Raw genomic sequence first — 24,225 nt, 5'->3', positions numbered from 1 at the left:
CCGTCAACGCCTGTGCAGGCCGGCCGCGACCGGACATGGCATGCCGCCACCAGCATGGGCAACAGGAGTGGACGAGCGATGGCCGACTTCATCAACGGGCGCGCGCCGACGGTCGCGGCCTCTGGCTGCCGCATGGAGTGCCTGCCGTGAGCCCGCGATCGTTCGACGTGGTCGTGCTCGGCGGCGGCTCCGGCGGCCTGGCGGCGGCGTTCCGCGCGGCGTCCCACGGCGCGTCGGTGGCGATGCTGGAACCGGCGCTGCTGGGCGGCACCTGCGTCAACGTCGGTTGCGTGCCGAAGAAGGCGATGTGGCTGGCGGCCGACCTGGCCGAGCGCATTACGCTCGCCGCGCAGCTCGGGTTCGACGTGCCCGCCGCGCCGCAGGTGGCGTGGCCGCGGCTGCTGGAGCGCCGCCAGCGCTACATCGACGGCATCCACGCCAGCTACCGGCAGCGGCTGCAGGACAGCGGCGTGGCGCACATCGCCCAGCGCGGCCGCCTGCTCGACGCGCGCACCGTGGAGTGCGATGACGGCACGCGGCTGCACGCCCGGCACATCCTCATCGCCACCGGCTCGCATGCGCTGAAGCCGGACCTGCCCGGTGCGGAGCTGGGCGGCGTGTCGGACGATTTCTTCGCCCTGCAGGCGGCGCCTGCGCGCGTGGCCATCGTCGGCGGCGGTTATATCGCGGTCGAACTGGCCGGCGTGCTGCACGGGCTGGGCAGCGAGGTGACGCTGCTGGTGCGCGGGCCGCGCCTGCTGTCCGAGTTCGACGAGGAGATGACCGTGCAGCTGGCGGAAAACCTGCGCCAGCAGGGCATCGTGGTGCGTTTCGGATGCCAGGTGCAGGCGCTGCAGCGGCGCGGGGACGGCATCCACGCGCACCTGCAGGGCGGCCCCGCCGATGCGGTGTTCGATACCGTGCTGTTCGCCACCGGCCGCGCGCCCAGCACGCGCGGGCTCGGGCTGGAGGCGGCGGGCGTGGCGCTCGACGGGCAGGGCGCCATCGTGGTCGATGCGTTCCAGGACACCTCCGTGCCCGGCATCAGCGCGGTGGGCGATGTGACCGCGCAGGCGATGCTGACGCCGGTGGCGATCGCCGCCGCGCGCCGGTTGATGGATCGCCTGTACGGCGGCCAGCCGGAGGCGCGGCTGGACTACGACAACGTGCCCAGCGTGGTGTTCTCGCACCCGCCGCTGGGCGGCGTGGGCCTGAGCGAGGAACAGGCGCGCGCGCGTTTCGACACGGTCCGCACCTACCACAGCCGGTTCCGGCCGATGCTGCAGGCGCTTGGCGACGGGCAGATGCGCGCGCTGTTCAAGATGGTCTGCGCCGGCGAGGAGGAGCGGGTCGTCGGCATCCACCTGCTGGGCGATGCCGCCGACGAGATCCTGCAGGGCTTCGCGGTGGCGCTGAAGGCCGGGGTGACCCGCCGGCAGATGGAAGACACGGTCGCGATCCACCCGACCTCGGCCGAGGAAGTGGTGCTGATGCGCTGAGCGCGCCGCCGGCGGGATAATGCCGGGGCCATCTCCCCCGGATGCCCTCATACAGTGAATGCTTCCTCCAGGCGCGCCGCCGATGCGGCCCCGCCGGCGGCCGTTGCTTCGCCGCTGCCCACCACCTCGCGCCGCCTGCTCGCCAGCGGCCTGCTGCTGGCGGCCGTCGGCGCCATCGCCGCCTCCGGCAAGGCGGTGATCGTCAAGCTCGCCTACCGCCATGGTGCCGATGCCACCACCCTGCTGGCGCTGCGCATGCTGGTCGCGCTGCCGTTCTTCGTGGCGATGGGCGCGTGGGCCGGGCGCCGCGCGCAGGCGCTGTCGCGCGGTGACAAGTGGCGGGTGGCGGTGCTGGGTTTCAGCGGCTATTACCTGTCCAGCTATCTGGATTTCCTCGGCCTGCAGTACATCACCGCGACGCTGGAACGGCTGATCCTCTACCTCAGCCCGACCCTGGTGGTGCTGATCGCGCTGGTGGTGCTGCGGCAGCGGCCGACACGGCTGCAGGTGGCGGCGCTGCTGGTCAGCTACCTGGGCGTGCTGCTGGCGTTCGGCCACGACATCCAGCTCGACGGCCGGCGCACGCTGCTCGGCTCGGCGCTGGTGTTCGCCAGCGCGCTCAGCTACGCGGTCTACCTGTTCGGCAGCGGGCAGGCGGTGGCGCGGATCGGCGCGGTGCGCCTGACCGCCTACGCCAGCACCATGGCCTGCGTGCTGTGCATCGGCCAGTACCTGCTGCTGCAGCCGCTGGCCGCGCTCGGCAGGCAGCCGGCGCCGGTGTACTGGCTGTCGCTGCTCAACGGCACCGTGTGCACGGTGCTGCCGGTGCTGGCGATCATGATCGGGGTCAAGCGCATCGGCTCCTCGCTGGCCGCGCAGGTGAGTATGCTGGGCCCGGTATCCACGATTGTGCTGAGCGTATGGCTGCTCGACGAACCGATGGGCCCGTGGCAGAGCGCCGGCACCGTGCTGGTGCTGCTGGGCGTGCTGCTGGTGGGCAGCGGCGTGACCAGGAAGCGGTGAGCACCGACGCTGCCGGCGCCGGGCATGCGCGCATCCTGGCGGTGATCCGCGCCATCCCGCGCGGGCAGGTGATGGGCTATGGCGAAGTGGCGGCCAAGGCCGGGCTGCCGGGCCGCGCGCGGCTGGTGGCCAAGCTGCTCGGCGCCAACGAGGACCGGAGCCTGCCGTGGCACCGCGTGCTGCGCTCGGACGGGCGCATCGCCATGCCCGAGGGCTCGGCCGGCTGGCGCGAGCAGGCCCAGCGGCTGCGCGCCGAAGGCATGCAGGTCGAGAACGGCAGGGTCAAGCGCGAGCGGCCAGCGCGGGACCTGGATGCCCAGATCTGGGGACCTGTTTGAAGCAGGAACGAGTGGAGAGGAACGAGGAACGAGAGCAGTGGCGCGTTGTGCCGGTGGGTGCCGTGTGAGTGGATCGAGAGCGCAGCTGACAGTCGGCGCCCGCGGATGTATCTGGAGGAAAGCCCCCTGAGTCAGGGGGCGGCCGCGAAGCGGCGGGGGTATGGGAGCACGAGATGGGGCCCGCGGTTTGCTGCGCAAACCGCGGGGCGTCAGCGCGAAGGCGATGACGCATTCCCCCTGAGTCGGGGGGCGGCTGCGAAGCGGCAGGGGTATGGGAGCGCGCGACGAGGCCCGCGGCCTGTCCTGCAGACCGTGGTGCGTCAGCTTGAAGACGACGCATCAGCGAAGGCGACGACGCGTCCCCGGCTATCATGGCGGCAGTTCCCAAGGATGCCGCCATGTTTCCCCGACTGCCCACCGTCACCAAGGCGCTGCTGATCGCCAACGTCGTGCTGTTCGTCCTGCAGCAGCCGTTCCTGCTCGGCCTGGAAACGTTCGAGCCGTTCATGCTGTGGCCGATCAGTTCCGGTGGCTTCGATCCGTTCTCGCCGGGCCAGAACTTCCAGCCCTGGCAGTTGCTGACCTACGGTTTCCTGCATGGCGGCTTCGGCCACCTGTTCTTTAACATGCTGGCGTTGTTCATGTTCGGCGCGCCGCTGGAACTGACCTGGGGCGAGAAGCGCTTCGCCACGTACTACCTGGTGTGTGTGGCCGGCGCCGGCCTGTGCCAGCTGCTGGTGGCGGGGCTGATGGGCGAGGGGGGAGGAGTGCTGGGCGCGTCCGGCGGCGTGTTCGGCCTGCTGCTGGCCTACGGCATGCTGTTCCCGAACCAGCGGGTGATGCTGCTGTTCCCGCCGATCCCGATGAAGGCGCGCACCTTCGTGCTCGTATTCGGCGCGATCGAGCTGATGCTGGGTTTCACCGGCTGGCAGCCGGGCGTGGCGCACTTCGCGCACCTGGGCGGCATGCTGTTCGGCTGGCTGCTGATCCGCTACTGGCGCGGGCAGCCGCCGTTCAACCGGCGCGGCGGTGGCGGCCGGCCGAACCACCTGCGCCGGGTGAAGTGACGCGCCGCATCACCGTAGGTGCCGGGCTTGCCCGGCACGGGGCTGTCCAAGCGAGGCCTCATGCGGGGCGAGCCCCGCATCTACAAGGCCAGGAAACGAAAAAAGGCGCGGGATTCCGCGCCTTTTTCGTGCTTCTTCGCGGCGGCGCCGGTCAGCGCCAGACCTTGATCTGCTCGGCCTCGGTGCGCTGCATCGGCTGGCCCGGCTTGCACTGGAACGCCGCGCCGAAGGCCGGCAGGTTGGCCAGCGGGCCGTTGGTGCGCCAGCGGCCCGGCGCGCGGGCTTCGGCGGTCAGGCGCTGCACCGCCGCGTTGGGCGAAAGCTGCTGCGGCCACAGCGAGGCCCAGGCGCGGAAGAAGGCCTGCTGGTCGGCCGGCCTGGCCTCGGGCTGCGCGGCGGCGAAGGCTTCCCAGGCGATTTCCACGCCGGAGATGTCGGCCATGTTCTCGTCGCGGGTCAGTTCGCCGTTGACCTTGGCGTCCTTCACCCCGGGGAACGCATAGCCGGCGTACTGCGCGGCGACGCGGTTGCCGATCAGGGTCCAGGCGCTCTTGTCGGCCGGCGTCCACCAGCTGCGCAGTTCGCCCCTGGCGTCGACCAGCGCGCCCTTGGCGTCGATGGCGCGGCTGATCTCATGCGCGACCAGCGCGCCGTAGGCGCCGAACTTGCCCGGCAGGCCCGCGGCATCGGTGAAGATCGGTCCCTGCAGCGCGGCGGCGGTGACGATCAGGCGGTTCTGCGCCAGGTCGTAGGCCAGCGCCGGCTGCTGCGGCAGCACGTCCCAGCGGCGGTCGGCGTTGCCCTTGCCGATGCGCTTCATTTCCTGGGTGTGGCGCCAGGTCGAGGCGATCAGCATGTTGCCGCCGAAGCTGCCGCGGCCCATCGGCTGCACGGTGTAGTCCAGGTCGCGCAGCGGCTTGCCGATCTCGATCTTCAGCGCGGCCAGCTTGGCTTCCGCTTCGGCCTTGGCTTCGGCGCTCATCCACGCGCTGCGCTTGACCGCGGCGATCTGCGCCTCGCGGATCTGGTCGACCATCAGCCCGGCCTGGCGCAGCGCGTCGCGGCTGACGTAGGCGGCCGCGTATTCGTGGCCCAGCATCGGGCCGGCGGCGACGTTGATGGCGTCGAGCACCTGCTCCCTGCGTGCCGGGGCGAGCGTCTGCCCGCGCAGCACGCGGCCGCGGAACTCGAACTCGGCGTCGCGGTAGGCCTTGGACAGGTAAGGCGCCATCGCATCGCCCACCCGCCAGCGCAGGTAGGCCTTCCACTGGTCGGCCGGCAGGCGGGTGATCAGGCCGTTGAGCTGCTGGAACAGCGCCGGGTCGGACAGCGACACCAGGTCGTCGTTGACACCCTGCGCCTTGAGGAAGGCATCCAGCTGCAGGTTGCGGTAGCGGCCGGTCAGGTCCTTGGTGGACACCGGCGCGTAGTTGTTGAAGGGATTGTTGATGCCGGCCAGCGGCTGCGCGTTGCGCGCCAGTTCGGTTTCCAGCTGGATCACCAGCGCCGATTCGGCATCGAGCCTGTTGGCCGCGGTGCCGGTCAGCGCCAGGATCTGCTTCACGTAGGCGCGGTAACGGCCCATCAGCGCGACCGTGTCGGCGTCGGTGCGGGTATAGAAAGCCGGGTCGGGCAGGCCCATGCCGCCCTGCATGAAGTAGCCGATGTGGCGGTCCAGCGCCTTCAGGTCCACGTCCGGGGCGAAGTTGAACGCCACCGGGATGCCGACCTGGTGCAGCGCGGCGATCGAGGCGGGGATGTCCTTGGCCTTCTTGATCGCGTTGATACGGCCCAGCAGCGGTGCGATCGGTTTGGAGCCATCGGCCTCCACCGCCGCTTCGTCCAGGCCGCTGGCCCAGAAGTCGCCCAGCAGTTTCTGCACGTTGCCCTGCGGCGCGCTCATGGCGCGGTCCAGCAGCTGGCGCTGCTGGTTGCGCGCGTTTTCCGCCAGCTGGCCCAGCGCCGTCACCGTGCCGACCTGCGGCACCGGATTGGCCTTGAGCCAGTCCGCGTTGGCCTGCTCGTAGAAATCGGTGCAGGCGGGGCTGACCGCTGGCGCGCGCGGGGCAGCCTTCTTGCGCGCGGCGTCGGCGCCTGGCGCGGACAGCGCGGCGGCCAGGCCGAAGGCCAGTGCCAGGGAAAGCGGACGGAGAGTGGGCATGTGCAGCGAATCCATCAAGGATTGAAAGTGGGCGGAGTTTAACAAGCCGGCACCGGCGCGGGTGTCGTCGGACCGGCGTGCAACGTGCGGCGGTGGCCCGCCGGACGCCTTCGGCGCGGGCCCTGGCCGCCGCGCCGAGCGCGGGCGCAACCGCCTGCACGCGATGCCGTGCGACTGCAGGCGCGTGCCGCGGAAAAAACGAAGACCCGGATCGCTCCGGGCCTTCGTCGGTACCGTGGTTTCAGCCGCGGCTTACCAGATCACCACCTGCTTGTCGCCGGTGCGGACCATCGGCGCGCCGGCCTTGCACTGGAACGCGGCGGCGAAGGTCGGCAGGTTCGACGGCGCGCCCATGGCGCGGAACTGCGCCGGTGCGTGCGGGTCGGTGGCCAGGCGGACCTTGGCGTTCTCCGGGGTGTACTTGGTGCGCCACACGGTCGCCCAGTTGAAGAAGAAGCGCTGGTCGCGGGTGAAGCCGTCGATCTTCGGATCTTCCTTGCCGGCGCTGGCCTTCTGCAGGGCGTCGTAGGCCGTGGCCAGGCCGCCCAGGTCGGCGATGTTCTCGCCCAGGGTCAGCGAGCCGTTGACGTTCTGGTCGCCCACCTTGTACTCGTCGAACTGCTTGACCAGCTTGCCGGTCAGGCCGGCGAAGCCCTTGGCGTCGGCCTCGGTCCACCAGTTCTCGAAGTTGCCGGTCGGCCCGAAGCGGCTGCCCTGGTCGTCGTAGCCGTGGGTCATCTCGTGGCCGATCACCGCGCCGATGCCGCCGTAGTTCAGCGCGTCGTCGGCGTTGGGATCGAAGAACGGCGGCTGCAGGATGGCGGCCGGGAACACGATCTCGTTCTGCAGCGGGTTGTAGTAGGCGTTGACGGTCTGCGGGGTCATGCCCCACTCGGTCTTGTCCACCGGCTGGCCGATCTTGGACAGCGCCCACTTGTAGTTGAACGCGGTCGCGGCGCGGATGTTGCCCAGGTAGTCGTCATGCGAGGTCTGCAGGCCGCTCCAGTCGCGCCACTTGTCCGGGTAGCCGATCTTCGGGGTGAAGGTTTCCCACTTGGCGATGGCCTTGGCCTTGGTTTCGGCGCTCATCCACGGCAGGTTCTGGATGCGGTCCTTCAGCGCGGCGGCCAGGTTCTTCACCAGCTCTTCCATCTTCGCCTTGGCTTCCGGCGAGAAGGCGACCTTGACGTACATCTGGCCGAAGGCTTCGCCGGCGTCGTTCTCGATGGTGCCCAGCACGCGCTTCCAGCGCGGCTTGATTTCCTTCTGGCCGTTGAGCTCCTTGCCGTAGAACGCGTAGTTCTCCTGCACGAAGGCATCGCTCAGGTACGGCGAGGCGCCGTCGACGGTGTGGAAGCGCAGGTAGGCGCGCCACATCGCCGGGTCGGTATCGCCCAGCATCTTGCTCACTTCCTGGTGGAAGCCGGGGATCGCCAGCGAGAACTTCTCCGGCGTGGCGACGCCCTGGGCCTGGAAGAACTGGGTCCAGCTGAAATTCGGGGTCAGCTTGTCCGCGTCGGCGACGGTGACCGGGTTGTAGTACAGCGACACGTCGCGCGACAGCTCGACGCTGGACTTGGAGGCCTTGGCCAGGCGGGTCTCGAACTTGACCACGTCCTCGGCCTGCCTGGCGGCGTCGGCCGCGGCCACGCCCGACAGTTCCAGCACCTTGGCCACGTGCGCCTGGTAGGCCCTGAGCTTGTCGGCCTTCTTCGCGTCGGTGTAGTAGGTGGTGTCCGGCAGGCCCAGGCCGCCCTGGCTGGCGTAGGCGATGTTCACCGCCGAGTTCTTGAAGTCCGCTTCCGGACCGAAGCCGAACAGCACGTTCTCGCCCTTGGCCGCGCTGGTGCGCAGGTAGTTGGCGATGGCGTCCTTGTCGGCCAGCGCGTCGATGGCGTCCAGGTCGGCCTTCAGCGGCGCGATGCCCAGCGCGTTGATCTTGGCCTCATCCATGCCCGAAGCCCAGAAGTCGCCGACGATCTTTTCCACGCCGGTGGCGTTCTTGATCGCCGCGGCCTGCTCGGCCAGCTGGTGCTGCACGGCGACCGAGCGCTCGTCCAGGATGGTGAAGGCGCCCCAGCTGGTGCGGTCGGCCGGGATTTCGTTGGCGCTCAGCCACTTGTCGTTGACGTAGCCGCCGAAGTCGGTGCAGACGTCCTTGCTGGGATCCAGGTCGGCCGCGGTGAAGGCGTTGTAGGCCGGCAGCTTGGACTCGTCCAGCTTCAGCTCGGCGGCGGCTTCGGGAGCCGGTGCGGCGGCGGTCGTGGCCGGGGCTTCTTCTTTCTTGCAGCCGACCAGCGCGGCCGAGACGGCCAGGGTCAGCAGGAGAATCTGGGGTTTGCGAACGATCACAGGAGGCCTCCAGGCCGGATTCGGTGCATGGGGTGAGACCCCGATCACAGGGGCGTGCGCAGAAGATACGCCTGTAACCGTCGCCGAAAGGGTGTCGAAGGTCATGCCGGTTGCCCGGGGCCGGCGGCGGGCGCCGGGTGATATACAGGCCCCATGGCAGACAACTCTTCGCGGCAGTGGGATGCGGTGCTGGTGGGCGGCGGCCACAACGGCCTGGTCTGCGCCGCCTACCTGGCCAGGGCGGGCAAGCGCGTGCTGGTGCTGGAGCAGCGCGACGTGGTCGGCGGCGCCGCGGTCACCGAGGAATTCCATCCCGGTTTCCGCAACTCGGTGGCGTCCTACACGGTGTCGCTGCTCCAACCCCGGGTGATCGAGGACCTCGCGCTGGAACGCCACGGTCTGCGCGTGGTGCCGCGGCGCATCAACAACTTCCTGCCGCTGCCCGATGGCCGCTACCTGCTGGCCGGCGGCGGGCGCACCGGCGAGGAAGTGGCGAAGTTCTCTACCCGCGATGCCGAACGCCTGCCCGCGTACGAACAGCGCCTGGAGGTATTCGCCGACGTGCTGCGCGCGGTGGCCCTGCAGCCGCCACCGAACGTGACCGAAGGCGGCTGGCTGCGCGCGCTGCCGGAACTGTGGAAGGCCGGCCAGCTGGGGCAGCGCCTGCAGGGGCTGGACGCGGGCCTGAAGCAGGAACTGCTGGACCTGTTCACCATCTCGGCGGCCGAGTACCTGGACCGCTGGTTCGAAAGCGAACCGATCAAGGCCCTGTTCGGCTTCGACGGCATCGTCGGCAACTACGCCAGCCCGTATGCGCCGGGCACCGCCTACGTGTTGCTGCACCACGTGTTCGGACAGAGCAATGGCGTCAAGGGCGCGTGGGGGCACGCCATCGGCGGCATGGGTGCGATCACCCAGGCGATGGCGCGCTCGGCGATCGAGGCCGGCGCAGCGATCCGCACCGGCGCCGGCGTGGAACGGGTGCTGGTGGAGGGCGGGCGCGCGGCCGGCGTGGTGACCGGCAGCGGCGAGATCATCCGCGCCCGCGCGGTGGTGGCGAACGTTAACCCGAAACTGCTGTACGAGCGGCTGCTCGATCCCGCCGACGTGCCGGCCGCCACCCGCGAAAGGATGGCCAACTGGCGCTGCGGCTCGGGCACCTTCCGCATGAACGTGGCGCTGTCGCGCCTGCCGGATTTCAGCGTGCTGCCGGGGCAGGGCGACCACCTCACCGCCGGCATCATCATCGCCCCCAGCCTGGACTACATGGACCGCGCCTGGCAGGACGCGCGCCCCCACGGCTGGTCGCGCGAACCGGTGGTGGAAATGCTGATCCCCAGCACCCTGGACGATTCACTGGCGCCGCTGGGACAGCACGTCGCCAGCCTGTTCTGCCAGCACGTCGCCCCGCAACTGCCGGGCGGGCGCAACTGGGACGACCACCGCGAGGAGGTGGCCGACCTGATGATCGCCACCGTCGAGCGCCACGCTCCCGGCTTCGCCGCCTCGGTACTGGGCCGGCAGATCCTCAGTCCACTGGACCTGGAACGCACGTTCGGCCTGGTCGGCGGCGACATCTTCCACGGCGCGCTGAGTCTCAACCAGCTGTTCAGCGCGAGGCCGATGCTCGGCCAGGCCGACTATCGCGGCGCGATTCCCGGGCTGTACCTGTGCGGCTCGGGCACGCATCCGGGCGGGGGCGTGACCGGGGCGCCGGGGCACAATGCGGCGCGGGTGCTGCTTGCTACCTTGTAAGTTGACCTGACAATCCTGCAGTTGTGCAGCGGCTCCTGCGATTGGCTTTTACCTTTTGAAGGAAGGTGTGCGAATCCGCGGCCGTGGTGCAAGCAGCACGAGAGCGCCCGCACGTTTACTTTGCTTCGACCTGCCTCTAGGCTGCCAGCTCACCCAAGGAAGATGAACTATGCGCCTGAGCTTGATTCCCCTGTTGTTGTTGCCATTGGGCATGCCTGCATTGGCTGCCGACACTCCCCCTGAAAGCAGCGAAACCATGGTCAATGCCGGTTTCCTGGACGGCCATCCCGACATGATGTATCGGCAGTGGGGTGTGAATGCGCTTCATCGCGGCAAGGTCGACGAGGCCATGGAGAATTTCCGCTTGGCGGCCAGATATGCCGACAAGCCCGCGCAGGGATACTTGGGCGAGATGTACTGGTTTGGAGTGGAGCGCCCTGCCGACCGGATAATGGCTTTTGCCTGGATGGATGTGGCGGCCGAGCGCGGCTATCCGCTGTTTGTCGAATTGCGTGACCAGTACTGGGCCGCGTTGCCTCTGGAGCAACACGAAGCTGCACGAGAGCAGGCCCGCTTGTTGGCCGCGGAGTACGGTGATGCCGTGGCCAGGCCTCGCATCGATGCGGTGCTGATCAAGGGGCTGCGGGCCATGACCGGAAGCCGCACTGGATCGATGTCCAACAACGTGGATATCGTCTATAGCGAAGGCGGCATGACCCGGACGATCAAGGCCGATCGCATGTACGACAAGAAGTATTGGGATCCCAAGCTCTACCAGCAATGGCAGGACGATACCTGGATGAAGATCCGACGCGGCACGGTCGAGGTGGGGACGCCGGCGATGACGATTCCAACGGCTACAGACCAGCCCTGACAGCCCGCCATTCGAGGGGTTTTCCAGCACTGCTGGGAAACCCCGGCAATTCGTCGCCCGTGAGTCGTCTTTTGCGTGACGGTCTGCCGCTTCGCAATGACAAGACGGGCGTGCATAAGCAGCAAGAGCAGGTTGATAGGTCGGTTACGGGATTATTCCCGGGCAACTTCTGCGATGGTTGTTGCCGGCGGTACGCCCCCTGCTCTCGGCACACGTTATGGGCGCCGCTTCGTGCAGGCTGTGTGCCGTGGCCTGCGACTCCTGATCGGCAAGTGTTCCTTTGCCGGCTCCAGGTGATCGCGTAAATCTACGCTGCATCCGGGTTTGCCAGGCAGCGTGTGCCGGCACTGGAAAATGACGCATTGCGTTTGCCGAGCATCCGTACGTTCAGACGTCGTGTTGCTGACGGGAACGCTGCCTGTCCCGCAGTGTGCCGTGGGACATCCATGCAACTGCGCTCTCGGCTGGCAACCGCCAAGCCTTGGCGTCCTATTGTTCGGTACGCGGCCCCGCACAGCCTGTATCCCGTAGAGGCTGCGCCATCTTTTCCCCGCGACGCAGGCGTATGCAGCCGGTAATCGACGCCAGTACCTTGCGCAGGTCGCCGCTCTGTTGCCACTTTTCACGCCTTGCGCGTGCGCGGTCGATCAAGGGTGTCATGACACCTGCGTGACAGGAAAGGAAGCCTTTCAGGGTCATCCTTGTGGCTACCCAATAAAAAAGGAGGCGGATTTCTCCGCCTCCTTTTCGTCATGGTTCCGACCGCTATCAGAACTTGTACTTCAGACGCACGAACGGCGTGCGGCCGTAGTAGTCGTACTGGGTCGCAAAGGCCGGGACATTGCCGTAACGGGTGGCAGCACCCGTGGACACCAACGCCGGCTTCGCATCGAACACGTTGGCAACGCCCACCAGGATCTGCCAATCCGGCTGGTCGTAGCTCATCGATGCCGTATGGTAGAAGCGGGCATCGGCCGTGATGTCGCGGTAGGAGTTCGGGCGGCCAAGGTAGGTGACTTCGCGCTTCAGGTCCAGGTTCTCGGTTTCACCGATGTACTGGGTCAGCCAGTTGTAGGTCCAGTCGCCGTGCTTCAGGCTCAGGCCCATGTTGGCAACCAGGTCCGGCCGGCCGATGTAGCCCAGCTGGTTCGAGTCACTCAGGCCGCTCGCTTCTGCGCTGTCAAACAGCTGCATCACGTCTTCCACCGTGTAAGTGACCTGGGTGTCCAAGGACAGCTTGCCGAAGCCGAACTCATGTTCCCAGTTCGCCGTCAGGTCCCAGCCACGGGTACGCTGCTTGTTGATGTTGATGTACTGCGCACGCACCTCGGTGATCATGAACGGAGTGTCCGGATCATTCGCCGGCTTACGGGACATCAGCTCGCAGAACTTGTTCGGGAAGCTGGCTGCACCATAGCAACCACCGACGATATCGCCTGCGCCGAGCGATGCAATCTGATCATTGACTTCGTAATCGAAGTAATCAAGGGCGACGCTGAGGTTGGCAAACGTTGGCGTGAATACCAGGCCGACGCTCTTGGCGGTCGAGGTTTCCGGCTTCAGCTGACCGGCGCCGCCACTGGTGTAGATGGTTGCGCTGGCGCCATTGCCGGCGTAGTCCTGCGGAATGCCGACAGCACCGCAGTTGGCACGCAGCTGATCATTGGTGCTCTCGCCCCAGCGGATGCAGGGGTCGATACCCGTCTGAGCCAGGAAGCCGGTCTGGTTGCCCAGGTACAGCTCGTACAGGCCCGGAGCACGGTAGGACGTGCCAATGGTGCCGCGGACACGCAATGCGGGGTTGATCTGCCAGTTCAGGCCGAGCTTCCACACGTTGTCCGATCCATCGACCGAGTCGTACTTGAATACGCGGCCGGAAGCATTGGCGGTCAGCGATTCAATACCAGTGATGCCCTTGAGCAGCGGCACCTCGAGCTCGACGAAAGCTTCCTTGACCTTGTCATCACCCTTGGTGACGTCCGCACTGGACGAGGCCCAGATGTGACCGTCGCGAGATGCTTGGCTCGGCTGGTCGTTGATCTTGTAGTAGCGGTATTCCAGGCCTGCGGCCATGCCAACAGCGCCGGCAGGCATGTTGAACAGCTCACCACTGAAGACCGCGTTGATCGTGGACTGGTCGAACGTGGTCTTGCCGGTGTGCCAGATGCCCAGGATATTGACCAGTTCGTCAACCTTGGCGCCGCTCAGATAGCCGGGGTCGAAGAAATTTGCGGCGGGAGTGCCGCTGTCCTCGTAGCTGAGGTCGCCAGTCAGGCGGGTGTCGATACCCAGGTTGCGATACGTTCCGCTGGAACGGCTGTAGTTGGCGTTGACTTCCCAGCCCCAGGTATCGGAGCCTGCAAACAGACCATCCAGCTTGTTGGCCAGGTAGTAGTAGTCAACCTGGACTTGCGTGATCGACTTGAAGGGCATGACCGGCTGCGCGATACCACGGGCGGTACCGGGGGCCGGCAGGTACGGGAAGAACTGGCGCCACGAGAAGTTCCCAGTGTCACGCTGGTTGTACAGGAACTGGGTCTTCCAGTTGAAGGAATCGAAACCGAAGTCCGACGCCACATAGGCTGACTTGCGTTCCTGGCGGTTGATGATGTGGGCTTCACCCCAACGATCAAAGTTGGAGGGGATCTGCGTGTAGGCCTGGGTGCTTCCGTTTGCGTAGGTCTTGTCCTGTCGCGGAGCGTAGCCAGCGAACGGGCCGTCCGTGATGCCGCTTGGCGAAGGTACCCATACCTTCGAGGTGCCGTATTCGGCGATGTAGTTGTGCTGCAGGTTGTTGCAGAATTTGCGGGGGCCGTAGATCGAGGCATCTGTGCGGTCGATACTGTTGCCGTCCGCATCCTTGATCAGGTCTTCCGAGCAATTGAGGAAATCGCGGTCGCCGCGGGTCAACTCGTTGTGGCGATACCACTCGACGGCGGCAACGATGCTGCCCTTGTCGAAGTTCCAGCCGTTGGCGATCGAGGCCGAGAACACTTCGCCGCCACCATGCTGGGGAATGCGCGAGGTCACGGTCAGTTCGGGACGTTCAAAGTTCTTCTTGGTGATCAGGTTGACCACGCCGGCCACGGCATCCGAGCCATAGATCGAGGACGAGCCGTCCTTCACGATCTCAGCACGCTGCAAAATGGCAGTGGGGATGACATTCAGGTCGAATGCGCCGACGGCGCCGCGGGTGCCCGCCGGACCGGGGCGCTGGCCATCGAGCAGAACCAGGGTGCGGTTGGCGCCGAGGCCACGCAGCGAGAACGTCTGCACGCCCGTGCCGCCATCGACCACGAAGCCACCGAACTGGTGGGTGATCTGGGTTTCGGCAGCGCCGATTGCAGACTTCTGAAGGAATTCACCGACGTTGACTTGGCCTTGAGCCGTATTGGTTTCGGTCTCGATCGTGAAAACCGGGGAGGTCGTCTCGTAGTCTGCGCGACGGATCAGCGAACCGGTGACCGTGATCTTGTCGAGATCGGTAGTGCTCTGCTTCTTTGCAGTCGGTTCGCTGGCCGCTTCTTGCGCCAGTGCGGGAACCGCCTGCAGGCAGGCGAGGACCGCCAGGGTCAGCGGCAGGCGGATGGGCTTCATGTGTCCGGTTGTCATGCTGGTGAAATCCCCACTTGTTATGTGTCGGTGAAAGGAGTGTAAGTTTCAAAAAAAATTAATGCAACGTGAACTGATGGCCCATGTGCCACCTGATGTTTTGGCCTCTATTCATATAGATGGCGCTTCCCGTCATCCTGATTTCTGGTTTTCAATCACAGGCCGCCGGGGCCGCAGTCGTTGCGCAGGAAACCTTCCATCAGGGGCAGGGTGGCTTCGTAGTGACGCGGATACCACGGCATGCTGTGCGGCATGTCGGGAATCAATTCGAACTTGGCGGGGACCTTGCCCTGCACCGCGTTGTAGAAACTGCGTGCATGGAAGGATGGGGTACGAACGTCACGGTCGCCGACGTACAGAAGGACCGGTATGTTCGCCTTGTCCGCGTTTTTCATCGGGTCCATGCCCGTTACGGTCTGGCCCTGCAGGATGCGCTGGAGGCGGTTTTCGCTCCAGGAAACACCCAGTCGTGCGAGGTCGGTGACCGGGGCACCGGCGATGGCGCACTGGAACGGGGAGGGGCTGCGTACGGTGGCCGCTGCCGAGGCAAAGCCGCCGTAGGAATAGCCGAAAATGGCGATGCGGTCCTTTGACGCGATTCCCTGCGACACCAGCCAAGCGGCGGCGTCATCATTGTCATCCTGCATTTTCAGGCCCCACTGCTTATCGCCTGCAATCCAGTGGTCGCGCCCGAAACCCGTGCTGCCGCGGTACTGGGGGCGAATGATGGCGTATCCGCGAGAAGTGAAGAACGGCACCCAGCCGGAAACGTCCCAGCCGGTGTAGTCGCGGGCCCACGGACCGCCGTGGGGATGCACGAGCGCGGGCAGGGCAGGGTCTCCCTCCTTCCAGCCTGCCGGGAGGTCGACGATTGCCGGGATCTTCCGGCCATCTCGGGCGGTATAGGTGACCCAGCGCTGTTCGCCGATCTGCTTGGTGTCCATCCATGGGCGTTCGCTGCCCAGCGGGGTGACGCTCTTCTTGTCCATCAGGACGTAGTAAGAGGTCGGCTGGTTTGCTGCCGAGGTCGTGAACAACACCCGCGACAGGTCGTCGTTGTAGCCGGTGATCGCCACATAGGTACCCGGATACGCCTGTTTGAGGCTGTCATGCAGGCTCTTCATCAGCGGATCGATGTAAATCGCCTCGCGCCGCGGGCCATCGACATAGAAGCCAAGCACCTGGTTGAAGTTGCTTGGGCGCGTGCCGAGGATCAGCCCGCTGATAGGAAAATCGGGGTGCGCCGCCAGCGGCTCCTTGTCGAACGACTTGGTGGCCGGGTCGTATTGCCAGGCCTGTACCTGATCGGAGAATTTGTCGGTGAGGACATACAGCTTGCCCGTGGCATCGTCGATACCGGCGACGTCCATCGCGTGACGATCACTGAGCCGCGTCGTCAGGATGTCGTGCTTTTCGAACTGACCGCTTCCCTTGTTCTTGATGAGGATCTGCTGCTCGTATTCGTTCGAGCCAGCCGGTTCGATCTGGGTGCGCGTGAGCAGTTCACCGTTGCGCGGATGGAAGAGGCCGGGCGAAGAGCGGGCTCCGCCACGGAAAAGCAATTCGGTCTGCCCCGTCTTGAGGTTGTACAGGTAGTAGTTCGCCGACAGGGTCAGCTCGTTCATCTGCGAGATGATCACCTTGTCCGGATCGAGCGGCAGCGAATGGACCAACGAGGCAGTGCCCGCCAGTTCGAGGCATCGCTGCGTCTGCTCGCTGACGCCGAGCTTTCGACTGTTGTCGGCGAAGGCCTCATCGAACTTCGTCTGTGACGGATCGGTCAGGTAGGCCTTGGTCAGGAAGGTCTTGGTCGAGCCGGTCGAGTTGCCCTCGCCGCATCCCGCCAGTTGGCCTGTGAATTCCTGCCTGCCAAGGACCAGCGTCCTGCCGGCCTTCAGTGCGCTGGCGGCAATGAACTTCATCCGATCACCGGATGGAGTGATGGAGGTTGGGCCTGCGGCAAGGTTGTCCAGATCCCAGTTCGCCAATGCGGTGTCGGCGTAGTTGCTGCCAGGCGCCGCAACAATTGCGACCAGGCGCTTTCCGTCGGCACTCATCGTCACCGACTGGATCGCGGGGATCTTCGCGAAGCTCTCGGTGGGGATCGGCGTTGGTGCGGCTTGTGCGCTTGCCGCGATCAGGATGCTGGTGGTGATCGCCAGCTTGGCTGGAGTACGGAATTTCATTGTCGAGACGTCCTTGGCGAGTTGGCTTTGCGTATTTGGAGCAATCTTTCGCAGAAGATGAATGAATGCTGTATCCGCGTCAATATTCAAACGCGCCATAAGCGCCCGTACGCCTGACCAGCACTGCGGTTGCATTGGTCGGTTGTGGCATGATTTGCCCGTTCTCATGGCGTTTCAGGAAGATGCAGTCACATACCTCCTTACGGGCTGCGACGCACCGCGTCCAGAAGGGCCTCTCCCCCCATCCCCGCATCCGCAACGTCATCGCCGTCGGTTCCGGAAAGGGGGGGGTGGGCAAGTCCACGACCGCGGTGAACCTGGCCGTGGCGCTGCAGCAGCTGGGCGCGCGGGTGGGGGTGCTGGACGCCGACATCTACGGGCCGAGCATGCCGGCGATGCTGGGGCTGAGCGGGCGGCCGGAGAGCCCGGACAACAAGTCGATCGAGCCGATGCGGGCGTTCGGGGTGGAGACCATGTCGATCGGGTTCCTGGTCGAGCAGGACTCGCCGATGATCTGGCGCGGGCCGATGGCGACGTCGGCGCTGACCCAGTTGTTCAACGACACCCGCTGGGACGACCTGGACTACCTGCTGGTCGACCTGCCACCGGGCACCGGCGACATCCAGCTGACCCTGGCGCAGAAGATCCCGGTGGCCGGGGCGGTGATCGTCACCACGCCGCAGGACATCGCCACGCTGGATGCGCGCAAGGCGCTGAAGATGTTCGAGAAGGTCGAGGTGCCGGTGCTGGGCATCGTCGAGAACATGGCGGTGCATACCTGTTCCAGCTGTGGCCACGTCGAACACCTGTTCGGCGAGGGCGGCGGCCAGCGCATGGCCGTGCAGTACGGCGTGCCGCTGCTGGGCTCGCTGCCGCTGGAGATCGGCATCCGCGAGCAGGGCGATGCCGGCATGCCGATCGTGGCGGCGGCGCCGGAGTCGGCGGCCGCCAAGGCCTACGTGGCCGCGGCGCAGCGCATGGTCGAGGAGCTGGGCAAGCGCCCGCGCGCGGGCATTCCCATCGTTTCCTCGCTGGTCTGAGCCGGCTGCCGGTCCGGGCCCGCGTTGGCGCTGCCCGGCGCCGGGCTTGGGCTAGAATCGCGTTCCCTTCCGGCCCGCGGGCCGGGTTCCATCGCCACCAGGAACTTCGAATGAGCATCAAGAGCGACCGCTGGATCCGCCGCATGTCCGAGCAGCACGGCATGATCGAGCCGTACGAGGCCGGGCAGGTCCGCTTCGCCGACAACGGCGGGGTCGACGGCCAGCGCATCGTCAGCTACGGCACTTCCAGCTATGGCTACGACGTGCGCTGCTCGCGCGAGTTCAAGGTGTTCACCAACATCAACTCGACCATCGTCGACCCCAAGCACTTCGACCCGAAGAGCTTCGTCGACATCGAGGCCGACGAGTGCATCATCCCGCCGAATTCGTTCGCGCTGGCGCGCACGGTGGAGTATTTCCGCATCCCGCGCGACACGCTGGTGGTGTGCCTGGGCAAGAGCACCTATGCGCGCTGCGGCATCATCGTCAACGTGACGCCGCTGGAGCCGGAGTGGGAAGGCCACGTGACCCTGGAGTTCTCCAACACCACGCCGCTGCCGGCGCGCATCTATGCCAACGAGGGCGTGGCGCAGATGTTGTTCTTCCAGGCCGACAAGGACGACATCTGCGAGACCTCCTACCGCGATCGCGGCGGCAAGTACCAGGGCCAGACCGGGGTGACCCTGCCGCGCACCTGAGCGGCGGTGGCGGATGCCTCAATGGAAAAGGGCGCGGAATTCCGCGCCCTTTTCGTTTGCATCGGCTGCCGGGTCTATTTGCCGCGGCCGAACAGCATGCCGATGCCCACGGCCACCAGGATGGCCGGCCACCAGGTGGCCAGCATCGAGCCGATGTTGCCGTTGATCCATCCCAGGTTCTTGGCCAGGAAGAACAGGCCGACGACGATCAGGATCAGGGCGGCGATCAGGTTGGAGCGCATCGACTTGCGGGTCCTTGGTTGGAGTGGCGGCTATCGTAGCCGCTGGCGCCAGATTTCGACACGTTCGGCGAGCACGCCCGGGTCGAAGCGCTGCGCCGGGCCGCTGCCCCACACCGGCCCCGGCCAGGCGGCGTCGCCTTCATGGCGGCCGACCAGGTGGACGTGCAGTTGCGGCACGATGTTGCCCAGTGCGCCGATGTTGAGCTTGGTGACGTTGGGTTTCTGCTTCAGGTGGCGGGAGATCTGGTTGATCTCGGCCAGCAGCAGGCGCTGCTGGTTCCCGTCCAGGTCGATCCACTCGCTGGCGCCTGGCACGCGCGGCACCAGCACGACCCAGGGGAAACGGTCGTCGTTCATCAGGCGGATCTGGGACAGCGGGCCGTCGGCGATCAGCACGCTGTCGGCGGCAAGGCGGGTGTCAAGCTCGAAATCGGACGTCACAACTTCGGTCATCGCAGGTTCTCGCTGAAGAAGGCCAAGGTGCGTTCGCGCGCCAGCGCGGCGCTCGGAGCGTGGTAGTGCGCGCCGACCTCGCGGTTGAAGGCGTGGTCGGCCGGGTACACGTATACCTGCATCGACGGTTGCTTTTCACGATGCGCTGCAACGGCGGCCGGCGGGATCGAGGGGTCCTGCGCGCCGAAATGGAAGATGGCCGGGGCCTTGAACGGCGCGTCCAGGAACGGCACGTTGCGCGCGCCGTAGTAGCTGGCCGAGGGCAGGCCCAGCCGCTGCGCGGCAAGCAGGGCGATGGTGCCGCCCCAGCAGTAGCCCACGCTGCCGACCTTGCCGCTGGGCGCCAGGGCGCGGGCGGCGGCGTCCACGATGTCCACCGCGCGGTCCACGCCGAGTTCGCCCACCAGCGCCTTGCCGCGGGCGGTGCCGGCGGCGTCATAGTCCAGCTCCAGCCCCGGTTCGAGCGGGTCGAAGAAGGCCGGCGCCAGCACGGCGTAGCCGTCGGCGGCGTACTGGTCGGCGACACCGCGGATGTGGGCATTGGCGCCGAAGATTTCCTGTATCACCACCAGCCCGGCGCGCGCGGAGCCGTCGGGCAGGGCCTGCCAGGCGCTTACCGGGCCGTGGATGGTGTCGAGGGTGATCCAGCGGGACATGGCGAGGCTCCAAGGGGGTGTCCCGGGATTATCACGCCCGGCACGGGCGGCGCGAGCCTTCCGTAGGAGCGGAGGCGGGGCTGGGAGTTCATGGCGGCCCGGTATAATCGCCGCGCTTCCGGCCCCAGGTCATTCCGATCCCCGGCCCCCAGAACCGCAGACCCCATGTCCCAGCTGAACCCCAAAGTCGGCTTCGTCAGCCTTGGCTGCCCGAAGGCCCTCGTCGATTCCGAGCGCATCCTCACCCAGCTGCGGGTGGAGGGCTACGACATCGTGCCCTCCTACGACTCGGCCGACGTGGTGGTGGTCAACACCTGCGGCTTCATCGACTCGGCCGTGGCCGAATCACTGGACGCCATCGGCGAGGCGATGAACGAGAACGGCAAGGTCATCGTCACCGGCTGCCTGGGCAAGAAGTCGGAGATGATCCGCGAGCATTATCCGGACGTGCTGTCGGTGTCCGGGCCGCAGGACTACGCCACGGTGATGGAGGCGGTGCACACGGCATTGCCGCCGAAGCATGACCCGTTCGTGGATCTGGTGCCGGACTACGGCATCAAGCTGACCCCGCGCCACTATGCCTACCTGAAGATTTCCGAAGGCTGCAACCACCGCTGCAGCTTCTGCATCATCCCGTCGATGCGCGGCGACCTGGTGTCGCGCCCGGTCGAGGACGTGCTGCGCGAGGCCGAGCGCCTGGTGAAGGGCGGCGTGCGCGAACTGCTGGTGGTGTCGCAGGACACCTCGGCCTATGGCGTGGACCGCCGGTACGCGCCGGGCACCTGGCGCGGCAAGGAGTACGCCACGCGCATGAAGGCGCTGTGCGAAGGCCTGTCCGAACTGGATGCGTGGACGCGCCTGCACTACGTTTACCCGTATCCGCACGTGGACGACGTCGTGCCGCTGATGGCCGAGGGCAGGATCCTGCCGTACCTGGACATCCCGTTCCAGCACGCCAGCCCGCGCATCCTCAAGCTGATGAAGCGCCCGGGCGCGGTCGACAAAACGCTGGAGCGCGTGCTGCGCTGGCGGCAGATCAGCCCGGACATCACCGTGCGCTCGACCTTCATCGTCGGTTTCCCCGGCGAGACCGAGGCCGAGTTCGAGCAGCTGCTCGACTTCCTTGACGCTGCCCAGCTCGACCGCGTCGGCGCGTTTGCCTATTCGCCGGTGGAAGGCGCCACCGCCAACGACCTGCCGGATCCGGTGCCGGAAGAGGTGAAGCAGGAGCGCCTGGCGCGCTTCATGGAGAAGCAGGCCGCCATTTCCGCGGCCAGGCTCGAAGCGAAGATCGGCAGCGTGCAGCAATGCCTGGTGGACGCCATCGAGGACGGCATCGCGGTGGCGCGCTCCAAGGCCGATGCGCCGGAGATCGACGGGCTGGTGCATGTCCAGAATGCCGACGAGGCCGGTCTGCGCGTGGGCGATTTCGTCGATGTGGAAATCACCGACAGCGACGAGCACGACCTGTTCGGCGACGCCATCATCAAGCCGGCCGCCAGGCCGTTCGATCTCAAGGTGCTGTGACCGGCCAGCCGGGCGGCGGGCACGACCGCGCCGCGCTGGGCAATGCCGGTGCCGGTGCTGCTCCCGAGCGGCGCCGTTTCGTCGCGCCGGCGCGCGGGCAGGTCGATCCGGCGTGTTTCCGGCATCCACTGTTCGACGGCTATGCCGCCCATCGCGGATGGATGACCGCCGCGACGTGGCCCGGCATCGATGCGCTCAACGCCGCATCGCCGCGGCCGGGGCCGCGCTTCGTCGCGCAGGACCGGGCGCTGCTCGCCGACGGCCTGCATTACGAGGCGCGCATCGCCACGCAGGGGCGCGTCGCCACCCGCCTGGAGAACTGGCACGACCTGTTCAATGCGCTGGTCTGGTTGCGTCATCCGGCGATCAAGTCCGCGCTCAACGCGCGCCAGTGCCGGCACATCGCCGCGATGGGGCCGCAGCGGCGCAACCGCGCGCAGCAGGCGCTGACCCAGTTCGACGAATGCGGGGTGATCGTGCGCGTCGCCGATCCGGCCCTGCTGCCGCTGTGGGACGGCCATCGCTGGTCCGAACTGTTCGCCGGGCAGGCGGCGCGCTGGTGGGACGGCGGCATCGCCGTGGCCGCGGTAATCGGGCACGCGCTGATGGAGCAGGCGCTGGCGCCCGGGCTCCTGCTGGTGGGGCGATGCGTGGTGGTGCAGGGCGGGGACGACGCGGCCTGCGTGGCGCGCGTCGCCGCGTCGCCGAAGCGATCGCGGCCGGCGAAATCCTCGGCGATCCGCTGGAACTGCGGCCGCTGCCGCTGGCCGCGCGTGCCGGGCTGGCACCCGCGCCAGGACGCCGCCTTCCATGCGCAGGCCGGCTACTTCCGGCCGCTGCGCGCGGGCCGCGAATATCCGCCGCCGCTGCGTGAAGCGCAGGAGCGCATGTAGGAGCGCACTTCAGTGCGCGATGGAGCCTTCCCGGTAAAGCCCCATCGCGCACTGAAGTGCGCTCCTACGGAGTCGGGTTCAGAAGCGGTCGTCCTGCGGCTCGCCGGCGAACGCCAGGGTAAGCCCGCCGGGGCCGATGTTCATCATCCCGGTGATGCTCATCGGCAGCACGTGCAGGCGCACGCCCTGCTCCTCGCAGGTCCGGCGCAGCCGCGCCAGCGCTTCGAGCTGCAGCACGTCCTGCACCGGGCCGGCGTAGGAAACGACCAGGTGCGGCGTGTGCAGTCCCCCTCGCACCCGCGTTCCGGCGTGGTCGAACAGGCGGCTCCAGGCCTCGTCGCGGCCGCGGAACCGGGCGACGGGACGGGTGTCGCCATTGCGGCCGAGGATGATCGGCTTGATGTCCAGTGCGCTGCCCAGCAGCACGTTGAGCAGCTTGATGCTGCGGTCGCCGCGCACGCGCGAGCGGGTGCGGGCGTAGCCGAGGTTGTCCGGCACGTAATAGGTGTGGGTGGTGTCGATGATGCGCTGCAGGGGATCGCGGATGTCCTTGGGCGGCACCTGCGCGCGCAGCATGTCCATCAACGCCATGGCCGGGGCGCCGGAACCGGCGAACATGTTGCGGGTGTCGATCACCCGGAACTGGAACGGCCGGGTGATGCCCGAGGCCTGGCGCGCGGCGCGGATGGCGTTCATCGCCAGCGTGCTGCCGTGGCGGGCGGCGTCGTGGATCGGGCTGCGGCTGGCGGTGATGGTCAGGCAGAACACCGAGTCGTATTCCAGGGCGAAGCGCTCCAGGAAGAACGCGCTCATCTGCGCCGCGTCCAGCGGGATCGACTGGCCGGTCACGCCTTCGCCGTTGGCGTTCTCGCGCATGTAGCGGCTGGTCGCGTCGGCGTCGTGCTGGTCGACGTAGGTGACCGGGCCGATGCGGATCGGGATGGGGATCACCGCCGCGTCGGGATGAGCGATGAAGTCGGCCGACACGTCGCAGGACGCGTCGATGACGATGCCGGTGCGCGCCTGCCGGCGCTGGCTGGTGACGTCCTGGTCGAGGGCGGGGGCGATGGCGTCGGGCGCGTGCATGCTTCTTCCGTGACATGGGCAACCGCAGAGCAATACACAGGCCGGTGGAGCCGCGTCAAATACGTCCAGGTATGTTCCGGGCGGCGTTGCCTAGTGGCCTGATTCCACGACGCGGGCCGGCTGCGCGCATGCGCTGGCGTATGTGTCGCGTGCGCGGATCGCGGCCGCGCGCAGGGCGCGGCGGACGGTCAGGCGTCCGTGCCCGAAGGCTCCTGCGGACCGGCCGTATAGCCGATGGCGACGATGGCGAAGCCCTGCCTGCCGCTGGGTAGTTCCACCTCGAATTCGTCGTCAATGCGTTTCTTCAGCAGGGCGCGGGCCAGCGGCGAATCGATGCTGATCCAGCCGGCGGCCGCGTCGGTCTCGTCGGGGCCGACGATGCGGTAGACGTGGCTCTGGCCGGACCGCACGTTCTCCAGTTCCACCGTCGCCCCGAAGAACACCGCGTCCGGGTCGCTGGGGCGGGTGTCCACCACGCGCAGCACTTCCAGGCGTTTGCTCAGGTAGCGCACGCGCCGGTCGATCTCGCCCAGCTGCTTCTTGCGGTAGGTGTACTCGGCGTTCTCCGAACGGTCGCCTTCGGCGGCGGCCGCGGCCAGCGCCTTGACCACCTCGGGCCGGCGTTGCCGCCACAACTCGTCCAGTTCGGCCTTCAGCCGCGCGTGGCCCTGCGCGGTGATCAGGGCGGTGCTTTTTTCTGCGGGGGGACGCCAGCGGCTCATCGCGGTGGAACATCGGAAGGACGGGGACGCATGGTAGCCGT

19 protein-coding genes are annotated in these 24,225 nt (G+C 67.1%); 10 read left to right on the top strand and 9 right to left on the bottom strand.

From position 1 onward, the window contains the following. The first annotated feature begins 146 nt into the window (after positions 1–146). The 4 genes from gorA to ABTV91_RS13550 all read left to right on the top strand — a co-directional run bounded on the left by gorA (position 147) and on the right by ABTV91_RS13550 (position 3,927). The gene (gene gorA, locus ABTV91_RS13565; protein WP_433851901.1) at positions 147–1,499 is read left to right on the top strand and encodes a glutathione-disulfide reductase; all 1,353 of its coding nucleotides are present in this window, start codon (positions 147–149) and stop codon (positions 1,497–1,499) included. Positions 1,500–1,553: 54 nt separating this feature from the next. Continuing rightward, a complete protein-coding gene (locus ABTV91_RS13560) occupies positions 1,554–2,522 on the top strand; it encodes a DMT family transporter (RefSeq protein ID WP_433851900.1) in 969 nt (322 codons plus the stop codon). After that, on the top strand, positions 2,420–2,860 hold the full coding sequence (locus tag ABTV91_RS13555) for an MGMT family protein (protein ID WP_433851899.1): 441 nt from the start codon (positions 2,420–2,422) through the stop codon (positions 2,858–2,860). Before ABTV91_RS13560 ends, ABTV91_RS13555 begins: the two co-directional genes overlap by 103 nt. A 398-nt stretch (positions 2,861–3,258) precedes the next feature. After that, positions 3,259–3,927 (top strand): rhomboid family intramembrane serine protease, encoded by a 669-nt coding sequence (locus ABTV91_RS13550; protein ID WP_433851898.1) that lies wholly within the window; start codon positions 3,259–3,261, stop codon positions 3,925–3,927. A gap of 151 nt (positions 3,928–4,078) precedes the next feature. Here the strand turns inward: ABTV91_RS13550 and ABTV91_RS13545 are convergent, their stop codons facing one another. Together ABTV91_RS13545 and ABTV91_RS13540 are read right to left on the bottom strand one after the other, a co-directional pair. After that, positions 4,079–6,088 carry a M13-type metalloendopeptidase gene (locus ABTV91_RS13545; RefSeq protein WP_433851897.1) on the bottom strand — a complete coding sequence of 670 codons (2,010 nt, stop codon included), beginning with the start codon at positions 6,086–6,088 and terminating at the stop codon, positions 4,079–4,081. Between the two features lie 252 nt (positions 6,089–6,340). Further along, on the bottom strand, positions 6,341–8,437 hold the full coding sequence (locus ABTV91_RS13540; protein ID WP_433854184.1) for a M13 family metallopeptidase: 2,097 nt from the start codon (positions 8,435–8,437) through the stop codon (positions 6,341–6,343). A gap of 156 nt (positions 8,438–8,593) precedes the next feature. Between ABTV91_RS13540 and ABTV91_RS13535 the strand changes: the two genes are divergently transcribed. Both ABTV91_RS13535 and ABTV91_RS13530 read left to right on the top strand, forming a co-directional pair. Further along, on the top strand, positions 8,594–10,195 hold the full coding sequence (locus ABTV91_RS13535) for a phytoene desaturase family protein (RefSeq protein ID WP_433851896.1): 1,602 nt from the start codon (positions 8,594–8,596) through the stop codon (positions 10,193–10,195). A 169-nt stretch (positions 10,196–10,364) separates the two neighbouring features. Continuing rightward, positions 10,365–11,069 (top strand): sel1 repeat family protein, encoded by a 705-nt coding sequence (locus ABTV91_RS13530; RefSeq protein ID WP_433851895.1) that lies wholly within the window; start codon positions 10,365–10,367, stop codon positions 11,067–11,069. Positions 11,070–11,837: 768 nt separating this feature from the next. Here ABTV91_RS13530 and ABTV91_RS13525 read toward each other — a convergent pair. Then, complete coding sequence (locus ABTV91_RS13525; protein WP_433851894.1) at positions 11,838–14,666, bottom strand: TonB-dependent receptor plug domain-containing protein; 2,829 nt, start codon at positions 14,664–14,666, stop codon at positions 11,838–11,840. 170 nt (positions 14,667–14,836) lie between these two features. Further along, positions 14,837–16,867, bottom strand: a complete 2,031-nt coding sequence (locus tag ABTV91_RS13520) for an alpha/beta hydrolase family protein (RefSeq protein ID WP_433851893.1) — start codon at positions 16,865–16,867, stop codon at positions 14,837–14,839. Between the two features lie 182 nt (positions 16,868–17,049). On the opposite strand from ABTV91_RS13520, the gene apbC reads away from it, so the two are divergent. Both apbC and dcd read left to right on the top strand, forming a co-directional pair. Then, a complete protein-coding gene (gene apbC / locus ABTV91_RS13515; protein ID WP_433851892.1) occupies positions 17,050–17,907 on the top strand; it encodes an iron-sulfur cluster carrier protein ApbC in 858 nt (285 codons plus the stop codon). Between the two features lie 110 nt (positions 17,908–18,017). Then, on the top strand, positions 18,018–18,605 hold the full coding sequence (gene dcd, locus ABTV91_RS13510) for a dCTP deaminase (protein WP_433851891.1): 588 nt from the start codon (positions 18,018–18,020) through the stop codon (positions 18,603–18,605). Positions 18,606–18,679: 74 nt separating this feature from the next. Here the strand turns inward: dcd and ABTV91_RS13505 are convergent, their stop codons facing one another. From ABTV91_RS13505 to ABTV91_RS13495, 3 genes are read right to left on the bottom strand one after another with little or no spacing between them, the layout of a single operon-like run. Then, on the bottom strand, positions 18,680–18,847 hold the full coding sequence (locus ABTV91_RS13505) for a LiaI-LiaF-like domain-containing protein (protein WP_162838910.1): 168 nt from the start codon (positions 18,845–18,847) through the stop codon (positions 18,680–18,682). Positions 18,848–18,877: 30 nt separating this feature from the next. Then, a complete protein-coding gene (locus ABTV91_RS13500) occupies positions 18,878–19,300 on the bottom strand; it encodes an HIT domain-containing protein (protein ID WP_433851890.1) in 423 nt (140 codons plus the stop codon). After that, complete coding sequence (locus ABTV91_RS13495; protein ID WP_433851889.1) at positions 19,297–19,956, bottom strand: dienelactone hydrolase family protein; 660 nt, start codon at positions 19,954–19,956, stop codon at positions 19,297–19,299. Before ABTV91_RS13495 ends, ABTV91_RS13500 begins: the two co-directional genes overlap by 4 nt. Before the next feature lie 165 nt (positions 19,957–20,121). On the opposite strand from ABTV91_RS13495, the gene rimO reads away from it, so the two are divergent. Together rimO and ABTV91_RS13485 are read left to right on the top strand one after the other, a co-directional pair. After that, positions 20,122–21,483, top strand: a complete 1,362-nt coding sequence (gene rimO, locus ABTV91_RS13490) for a 30S ribosomal protein S12 methylthiotransferase RimO (RefSeq protein WP_433851888.1) — start codon at positions 20,122–20,124, stop codon at positions 21,481–21,483. Beyond that, complete coding sequence (locus tag ABTV91_RS13485) at positions 21,480–22,376, top strand: DUF3025 domain-containing protein (protein WP_433851887.1); 897 nt, start codon at positions 21,480–21,482, stop codon at positions 22,374–22,376. The genes rimO and ABTV91_RS13485 overlap by 4 nt, the downstream gene beginning before the upstream one ends. 78 nt (positions 22,377–22,454) lie before the next feature. Here ABTV91_RS13485 and ABTV91_RS13480 read toward each other — a convergent pair whose 3' ends face one another. Together ABTV91_RS13480 and greB are read right to left on the bottom strand one after the other, a co-directional pair. Then, positions 22,455–23,462 carry a DegV family protein gene (locus tag ABTV91_RS13480; protein WP_433851886.1) on the bottom strand — a complete coding sequence of 336 codons (1,008 nt, stop codon included), beginning with the start codon at positions 23,460–23,462 and terminating at the stop codon, positions 22,455–22,457. 188 nt (positions 23,463–23,650) lie between these two features. Then, the gene (greB, locus tag ABTV91_RS13475) at positions 23,651–24,184 is read right to left on the bottom strand and encodes a transcription elongation factor GreB (protein WP_433851885.1); all 534 of its coding nucleotides are present in this window, start codon (positions 24,182–24,184) and stop codon (positions 23,651–23,653) included. Between the last annotated feature and the right edge of the window lie 41 nt (positions 24,185–24,225).

Source organism: Stenotrophomonas nitritireducens (assembly GCF_050984405.1).
Lineage (GTDB): Bacteria > Pseudomonadota > Gammaproteobacteria > Xanthomonadales > Xanthomonadaceae > Stenotrophomonas > Stenotrophomonas nitritireducens_B.
Note: the sequence above shows the minus strand (reverse complement) of the source record. Positions and strands in the feature narration are given on the sequence as shown.